At 42.5% G+C, this 8,461-nt stretch carries 5 protein-coding genes and 3 pseudogenes; 4 read left to right on the forward strand and 4 right to left on the reverse strand.

Translation table 11 applies throughout. From position 1 onward, the window contains the following. Nucleotides 1–243: 243 nt before the first annotated feature. The 4 genes from O9290_RS15425 (at nucleotide 244) to O9290_RS15440 (ending at nucleotide 5,300) form a co-directional block, all read left to right on the forward strand. Nucleotides 244–633 carry a DUF8738 domain-containing protein gene (locus O9290_RS15425; protein WP_288058448.1) on the forward strand — a complete coding sequence of 130 codons (390 nt, stop codon included), beginning with the start codon at nucleotides 244–246 and terminating at the stop codon, nucleotides 631–633. Between the two features lie 98 nt (nucleotides 634–731). Then, the gene (locus O9290_RS15430; protein WP_288058446.1) at nucleotides 732–869 is read left to right on the forward strand and encodes a hypothetical protein; all 138 of its coding nucleotides are present in this window, start codon (nucleotides 732–734) and stop codon (nucleotides 867–869) included. 65 nt (nucleotides 870–934) lie between these two features. After that, nucleotides 935–1,291, forward strand: coding sequence for an iron-sulfur cluster assembly accessory protein (locus O9290_RS15435; protein ID WP_002747572.1), 357 nt, complete (start codon nucleotides 935–937; stop codon nucleotides 1,289–1,291). Nucleotides 1,292–1,466: 175 nt separating this feature from the next. Beyond that, a complete protein-coding gene (locus tag O9290_RS15440; protein WP_288058445.1) occupies nucleotides 1,467–5,300 on the forward strand; it encodes an Eco57I restriction-modification methylase domain-containing protein in 3,834 nt (1,277 codons plus the stop codon). Nucleotides 5,301–5,377: 77 nt separating this feature from the next. Here the strand turns inward: O9290_RS15440 and O9290_RS15445 are convergent. From O9290_RS15445 to O9290_RS15460, 4 genes and pseudogenes are all read right to left on the reverse strand, one after another. After that, a pseudogene (locus O9290_RS15445) lies at nucleotides 5,378–5,620 on the reverse strand (LysR family transcriptional regulator); the annotation flags it as partial. Between the two features lie 240 nt (nucleotides 5,621–5,860). Next, nucleotides 5,861–7,333 (reverse strand): phosphatidylserine decarboxylase, encoded by a 1,473-nt coding sequence (locus O9290_RS15450; RefSeq protein WP_288058442.1) that lies wholly within the window; start codon nucleotides 7,331–7,333, stop codon nucleotides 5,861–5,863. 662 nt (nucleotides 7,334–7,995) lie between these two features. Next, nucleotides 7,996–8,325 (reverse strand): annotated as a pseudogene (locus O9290_RS15455) (LysR substrate-binding domain-containing protein); the annotation flags it as partial. Between the two features lie 4 nt (nucleotides 8,326–8,329). Further along, a pseudogene (locus tag O9290_RS15460) lies at nucleotides 8,330–8,461 on the reverse strand (IS630-like element ISMae24 family transposase); the annotation flags it as partial.

An 8,461-nucleotide genomic window follows, 5' to 3' on the forward strand; every position in this document is an offset into this window, starting at 1 on the left:
TAATTCTTGGGCTGCCCATTTCTCCATTTTTTTGCTTACCTCCACCTTAATTCCTTCTTTCAAAACTATACCTATCAATCGTTTCCCCTTTTTTTAAGTTTCTTCTCTTTTTGTTAAGAAAGATCCGACTAATGGATAGCCCCCTTGATAAGGGGGGTGCCGATAGGCGGGGGGATCTGACACTGATAATAAACAGGAAAATTTGATCAGACTATCACCCCCCAGAAAGAGGCAGCACTCAAGATGATATCTAGAAGAAATTTTAGCCAAAGCCAGCAAGTAGAAATCGGTAAAACGAGAATTATTCAGGGAGCAACTGGCTTTTTAATGCTAATGAGTCTGCTTTCTCTCCTCTTAGCGCCACCTAGTTTAGCATCTCCTGAGCCACCTAATTCGGTTATCGCCGCCACCCGTCAAGATTTGAGTCGGAAAACCAAGATATCGGTTAATCGCTTGCAAATTCAAGCAGCACAACCACAAACCTGGCCCGATGGTTGTTTAGGATTAGCTAAACCGGGAGAATTCTGTACTCAAGCACTGGTGCAAGGATGGCGAATTATTCTGACTGATAACCAAAAAACTTGGGTTTATCGCACCAATAGCAGCGGCGCTAATCTTCGCTTAGAAAAGTAAATTTCTTTGGCTCTTTTCCGGCTGCTTTTTCGGCATCCTCAAAGCAGCGCTGTCCTGTCCGTTGGGGGATGAAAATCGGCTTAGAATGGCTCTAGGGTTTGTTTAAAGAATCTAGTCGTCTCTGGCAACGCTATTTAATTAATAATCCCAGTTTTTTGCTTTTTTTTGCCCTACAACTCCTGCGAGACTGGGAAAAGTACACAGTAATCCAGTCAACAGTCCTCAACTATCGTTAAGATGGATGGGAGAAGGTAAAGTTTTATATGTCCCCTTCAACTGCGTTTAGGAGTTCCTGCTAAAGATGACACAAGCTACTCAGATTCAAGGAAAAGGAATTTTACTCAGTGAGGCTGCCCTCAAACACCTTACCATGCTCAAAGAGCAACAGGGCAAGGATTTATGTTTGCGCGTGGGTGTGCGTCAGGGGGGTTGTTCGGGAATGTCCTATATGATGGATTTTGAGCATCCTAGCAATATTGGCCCCCAAGATGAGGTTTTCGATTACGATGGCTTCAAAATTGTCTCTGATAAAAAAAGTCTGCTCTATCTCTACGGTCTCATGTTAGATTACAGCAACGCGATGATCGGCGGTGGGTTCCAATTCACTAATCCCAACGCCAGTCAAACCTGTGGCTGTGGTAAGTCTTTTGGCGTTTAATTATTTCTCTGGGGTGATACCTTTCACCCCCGCCTCCCAGAGGCAATTTTTTTTTGGCCAAAACCCTTGACAAAATCGGAGACTTGACATATACTTTTTGTATAATGGGAATCCGTGCCTGCCTGCGAACCCTTCATTTTTAGGCTAGATACCCTCAATGCTAGGATAATTGCCCATGTCAGGACAAGCAAGCAATAAACCGCTTTTTTCTCAACACTATCTTGAGCATCGGCTGCCGGATTCTGGGGAATGGCAAGAGGATGTATCTGGGGCATTTTCCCGCTTAGAGAGTCTTTATCAACAAAAAAAGGCGATTTTGCCGACTCTTAACGAAGCGCAAACGGAAGCAGAATTAATACAACCGATTCTAGAAATTCTCGGTTTTAGTTATATACCGCAAGTAAGCAGTAGGGGAAAAGGAAGGTCAGAAAGGCCAGATTACGCCCTATTTGCCACAGAAAATGACCGTTATCAAGCCTATGCTCTCCAGAATAATGAAAGAGCCTTTTATCGTCAAGTTTTAGCGATCGCTGAGGCCAAATACTGGCAACGTTCTCTTAGTGACGTTTCTAAGAATGATCAGCGAGATATCTGGAAAAATAGTAATCCTTCCTTTCAGATCACCAATTATCTCACGGGGACGGGAGTAGATTGGGGTATTCTCACCAATGGTCGAGAATGGCGCTTATATTATCGTCAAGCGTCCTCCACAGCCACGGAATTTTATCTAGTGGACTTGATGGAACTATTAGAAGGGGGAGAGCGGCAAAAATTTCCGTATTTCTGGTTATTTTTCCGTCAAGAGGCTTTTATTAAGGATATTCACGGTCAGAATTTCCTTGAACGCGTCCGGGAGGGGAGTACCACCTATGCCACCAGAGTGGGTAACGAGTTAAAAGAGTTAGTCTTCGATCGCATTTTTCCCGATATTTCTCAAGGTTTTGTATCATTAAATACAGACATACAGCCAGATTTATTGTATGAAGCGAGTTTATCCCTGCTGTATAAATTATTATTTCTTCTCTACGCAGAAGCGCGGGACTTGCTGCCGGTGAGGGGAGACTATCGCGATTACAGCTTATTGCAAAAGACGCGAGAAATTGCCGTTAAAATCGATCGTCAGCAGGTCTTTAGTGGCACCTCGACGGGAATATACGATGCTCTCCTCAGTTTATTTCGCATTGTCGATCGAGGGGATGCTAATTTAGCCGTACCTCGTTACAACGGGGGTTTATTTGACATGGAAGAAGGCCGGGTGAATTGTTTTCTCGGTCAATACAAGTTATCCGATGCGGTTTTAGCGCCCATCTTAGACAAGTTAGCACGTTTTGAGGGACAGCCGATCGACTATAGTTTTTTAGGTGTGCGACAGTTAGGATCAATTTACGAAGGATTACTGGAATATCGCATCGTGATTGAGGGGGAATCGGTGCATCTGGAAAATGATCGGGGAGAAAGAAAAGCCACCGGTTCCTATTACACTCCCGATTATATTGTTCAATATATTGTCAGTCATACCCTCAAACCAATTTTAGAGCAAAGAGCGCGACAGTTCGGGGATGTGATGACAGAAATCGCCACCCGAAGACAAGAAAGCAGCGATAGACGTTTAGGAAATCTCAGTCAGCAGGGATTAGAAAAAGAGCTACAACGCTTAGAAAAAAAAGCGATCGCTACCTTACTTGATCTTAAACTCTGTGACCCCGCCATGGGAAGCGGACATTTTTTAGTGGAAGCAGTGGACTATCTCACCGATGAGTTAATCCAGATTCTCAATCTTTATCCCGAAGATAATCCCGTTTTAACCATGTTGGAAACCACCCGACAAAATATTATCGACAATCTCCGACAACAGGGAATTATTCTCGATTCTCCCACCCTTGAACCCACGCAATTATTACAGAGAGTGGTGATGAAGCGCTGTATTTATGGGGTGGATATCAATCCGATGGCTGTAGAATTGGCCAAAGTTAGTCTCTGGTTACATTCTTTCACAGTGGGCGCACCTTTGAGTTTTTTGGATCATCATTTACGTTGTGGTAATTCTCTGATCGGAACTACCGCCAAGGACGCAGAAGCCGCTATGATCGAGGAGGAAAGTGGTCAATTAACTCTTTTAACTGGCCCTTTTGTTGGGTTACTTCGGGCCGCGGAAATTATGCGGGGAATTAGTACCCTCAGCGATGCGACTTTTGCTGAAGTGGAAGCAAGCGAACAGTTATTCCGTGATTTTGATAGTCAAGCTAAACCCTACAAGCGTTTATTAGATGTTTTCCTTTCTCGCTTTTTTGGGGTTAAAACTGCTATCGAGTTTTTGCAGCGCTACGGTGGTAATATATCGGCAATTAATTGGGATAAGATACCCCGATCAGATCAAGGAATTTTAGACCAAGCAGCTAGTTTATATAAAAGTAAGCGCTTTTTTCATTGGGATCTGGAATTTCCTGAAGTTTTTATCGATCTTGATTCCGCTTCTTGGAAGGATAACCCCGGTTTTGATGCAGTAATCGGTAATCCTCCTTGGGGTTGTACTCTTAGTAAAGAAGAAAAGAAATTCTTGCAAAATTATTTTAAAATTAATAGCTTAAATAACCTTGATTCCTATGCACTATTTACTCAAGCATCAATGATTAGAACTAATCAAAATGGTAGATGTGGTCATATTATCCCTGATACTTTACTTCGCAAAGAAGATTTAAGAGAATTGCGAAAACATTTAATTTTTGAAAGTACAATTGAAGAATTAATTGAAACTGGACCAGTATTTAAAGAGGTCAGAGATACATGGTGTTTAATTTTAATAGTCACACATCAACAACCATCTAAATATCACCGTATTCAACATAAAAAAATTAGTAGATTTATCGTCTCGGTGGAAGAAAGATTAGAAAAATTTGGTCTTCAAGAATGGTCGCAGAATACCAAATCGGCACAATTACAATGGGCAAGAAAACAGGATCATATTATCGGTTATAATGCCTCTAGATGTGAACAAAGTATTATTCAAAAAATAGAAAATAACTCAGAGACATTAAGAAATAGCTCTTTGAAATTTATAATCTCTAGAGGAGAAGAAGGAAGTAAACAAAAATTAACCCCTGATCCAAAGGGTAATTTCATGATAGTCATTCCAGAAGATATTAATCGGTATGAAATTAATGACGGGGTATTAATTAAATCTAGTGAATTAACCCCTATTAAGATGCAAAAATTTTATTCATGTCCCAAAATATGGTGTATTCGCATTCAAAAGCTACGCTGGAAACAGAGAATAGTTTGTAGTTTTGATCCTAGAGATAACTCTGCGGGTATGAAAACGCTTCAAATTATTATTTCATACTCTAACCAAAAAGATAACTTGCTTTTCGCATCTACCTTATTAAGCTCTAAATTACTTAATTTTTGGTGTGAAGACTATTTAGTTGATGACATGAATAAAAGCTATTTAGAAAAAATACCGATCCGAAAAATATCTTTTAACACCAATAGCGATCGCCGTCAACAGAGTTTAGAGAAACTTATCAAAAGTTATCAAGAAAAGCAAGAGATATTAAAAGAAATCGAGGAACATATTAGGAGAGAGGAAACCGATATAGTCCATGATATTCTCGCCTACTTAGCAGAACAAATGATCGAGATAAATCGGGAAAAACAAAAAGAAATCAAAAGCTTTTTGAGATATTTAGAGAGAATAATCGGCAGTGCGATCGATAATTTAACCAACAAATCAAAAATCCAAAACTATCTCGGTGACTACCAAAAAAGCGAACCTCATCTTAGCTGCGATCAACTGTGGGAGATACTGAAAAAGAACAAAAAGAAAATTACCGTTAACTTACTCGATCGTCAAATACAGGAAACCCTAGAAAAAGAATATCAAACCAGTCTAGATAAACTTTTGCCCCTAAAACAACAATTAAGCGCCACCGATGAATTGATCGATCTAATTGTTTATAAACTCTATGGATTAAGCGAGGAAGAAATTAAAATTATTGAAGGGAGAGAGTGAAAAAAGAATAGAAATCTTCAAAAACCTTTAATAAGGACTAGAAGGAAAGGGGTTAATTTTCGGTGATTGCTATCAGATTACAACATCTGCTCGAAAACTTGACAGACGCGGGGTTGAAAGCGCTGACGGTGTTTTATTTTTAAAAAAGGGCGCATAAATTCGAGATAGCGAGGGGATAAACCGGAAGTATCGATGACTCGAATCGATCGCAATCTGCCTAATTCTAATTCCTTTTGAACCATCAATTCGGAAATCCCGGCAGCTGCCGAACTATTCTCGATGATTGCCTTCACCATTTCTCCCATATTTAACAGCAAAGATTTCGTAGGGTGCGTTCCCCACTGCAACTCCGACTATGCAACTAATCGACGAGGGGGAACGCACCTTGCTGATTTAGTGATTTAGTGTGATCGCCACTCTTGTAGGTAGCTTGAAATCACAAAGGTTTTATCTTAATTTTCATCCCCTGGAAAGGGTAGGCTTGTTACCTGATCAATTTTCGGAATTCTGCGCCTGGATGTGAACCAGGCACTGGAAGAACCTTTGCTTCAACCCATCATTCAAAACGACAGCAGTTTGGCGATATTTGAATAGGCGTACTGACTCCGCACCGGATAGTGAACATTTACCGTAGCCGTGATGTTGACGTTGGACTGACGCTCGAATACCATCACGATGTCGGAGCCGCCGAAGAGGAAAGTCGAGATCATCTCGCCCTTCGACACCGTTTTTCCCACCACCTCCTGGCGCACCTTCTCGTTGATCAGTGCCACCTGCTCATCATAAGATCGCCCCTTCTTTTCCTGTTGGGTAAGACGGATAAGTTCCTGCGTCCCTGGTTTGACGAACACAACGGAGGATACTTGTGCCATTCCAATGGGCAGCACGGCGATCTTGCCGATAGCGGTTTCCAGGACAAAAAGCCCACGGCACTGCACAAACTGATAGTCTGTGGCATCCTGTGCATCCAGATAACGGTGCGGCATGGCCACGTTGGCCAAGGATGAGTTTTCATCGGCACGTCCCTCAGCATCGAGTAGGTCAAGTTGGACATCCAGGTAAACCTGTCCTGGGATAAATTTAGCCTCAATTATCCTGCCCGCTGCCGGGGCGTGCTGCCGGTGATAGTCGAAGACATTGAGAAAGCTGTGGACGAGAATGCCGCCCTCGAAATCCTGGGCATACTCGGAACCCTTTAACAGTTCTGGGATAGGCCATTCGACGTGCTTGACCACGATTGAGGACTCTGCGGGCATCGGCTCGCCCGCTGGAGTGGTGATAGTCCATTGGCCGACGAAAGTGGACTCGGCTGGGAAGACGATAATCCGAGGATCGTCTGGCTGGGCGACTGGGCGCTGTCGATCGATATCCTTGAAAGTCCTGGAAAACCACTCGTTGAATGTCTTGTAGTTCTCGATCCCGTTTTCGCCCCCATTGTAGTCCTGGTAGGTATATTCCGGCCCGAACTTATAGGTTACGAGATGGTTGGCCGATTCGGGTGTGTCGAGAAATTCGCCCCATTCGACCGCAAATTCCCGAAGCCAGAGGGATAGCGGTGTGAGAGCCTCGCCGGTAAAGGGAGCGATCGGGCTTTGCAGGGAGACGAGTTCGGGCTGGTTGAAGTAGTAATAGAACTGCGTCAGGTGCAGATAATCTGTGCGTTCATGGTAAATGTCGCCCTGCCATTCCCAGACCCGCAACCCGGGGATCCACGTTACCAGGGCATCGATGTAATAGTAAAATTGGTAGAGGTTGTGTATCCGATCGAGTTCGGGGATGCGCTGTTGACTTACCTTCAAGATCGCGCTCTGGAAGGCTCCCCCATAGGCGTAATCGTCGATGAGCTTTTTAAGTTTCTTTGTGATCGGCTGCTTCGGCTCATACACCGCGCTATCGGGGGGTAGCTCTTTAAGGAATTTCGGCCCCTGGGGGATTGACGATGAAACTCCCTGCTCGTTCAGGTGCTGGGCCTCCCGCGCCGACACCGCTTTCCATTTCAACCGGCCATAACTCTGGTTGTGATTTGTGTTCATGCCATTTTCCTCTTGTTGAATATCAAACTATCTATCTAAAATCTCCACAGACAGGGCCGACATTCCGCACATCTTCATATACCTGTATATATTTTTACATTCCCCAAGATGTTTTGACAAAAAACCTTCATTGTATAAACTACTATTAAGAACATTTTCAATAATTGACTTTTTCTGAGAAAAAATTTACAATTCTTCACCTTAATAAAAAATCCATCATTGTAGCTATAATCCTGATTGGCAAAGGTTTGTCAGCAATAGATTAGTAAAAATTATCAATTGAATGTTAAGAAGTGCAGAAAGTGGGTCTAGTTGCCTGAGATAATATTAGGTCGAGGTCTATACCTAATACTAAATCCGTTGAGTATAGGCTACATATCAGGATAGGCACTCATGCAAAAGGGAGAATAAATAATCAGTTTTTAATAACCAAATTTAGTAAGTAGGTAGGTGTTAAAAGTTGTCAGACACCCCCCTTATCAAGGGGGGACTAAGGGGGGATCGGCACCCCCCTTATCAAGGGGGGCAGGGGGGATCAGAGGCAAAATCTATCTTCAATTTAATTATAACTACTTACTTATAATCTCTCTTTTTTGCCAAAAATAATTTCCCCTACATATCTTTATTTTTGCTCTAGTTAATTTTCGGTGATTGCTATCAGATTACAACATCTGCTCGAAGACTTGACAGACGCGGGGTTGAAAGCGCTGACGGTGTTTTATTTTTAAAAAAGGGCGCATAAATTCGAGATAGCGAGGGGATAAACCGGAAGTATCGATGACTCGAATCGATCGCAATGTGCCTAATTCTAATTCCTTTTGAACCATCAATTCGGAAATACCGGCAGCTGCCAAACTATTCTCGATGATTGCTTTCACCATTTCCCCCGTATTTAACACCAAAGTCACCTTTAATGTCCGTAAATCGATGCCCCAATTCTGTAACGCTTCCTCGAATCTTTGTTGAGTTCCCGATCCCGATTCTCGCATTAAGTACCTAGGCAAAATTAATTACATACTCGCCTCCAAAATTGTCCAGCACTTTTTTAACGTAAGCGAGGAGGCTCTTTCGGTCTTTATAGGCGCTAAATTCAATCCATTCATATTTTAAAAATCTCCATAATATTTC

The organism is Microcystis sp. LE19-41.2A (genome assembly GCF_027530405.1).
Lineage (GTDB): Bacteria > Cyanobacteriota > Cyanobacteriia > Cyanobacteriales > Microcystaceae > Microcystis > Microcystis aeruginosa.

Coding starts and splice junctions, on each gene's coding strand:
- O9290_RS15425 (WP_288058448.1), top strand. CDS start 244: ATGATATCTAGAAGAAATTTTAGCCAAAGCCAGCAAGTAGAAATCGGT.
- O9290_RS15435 (WP_002747572.1), top strand. CDS start 935: ATGACACAAGCTACTCAGATTCAAGGAAAAGGAATTTTACTCAGTGAG.
- O9290_RS15440 (WP_288058445.1), top strand. CDS start 1,467: ATGTCAGGACAAGCAAGCAATAAACCGCTTTTTTCTCAACACTATCTT.
- O9290_RS15450 (WP_288058442.1), bottom strand. CDS start 7,333: ATGAACACAAATCACAACCAGAGTTATGGCCGGTTGAAATGGAAAGCG.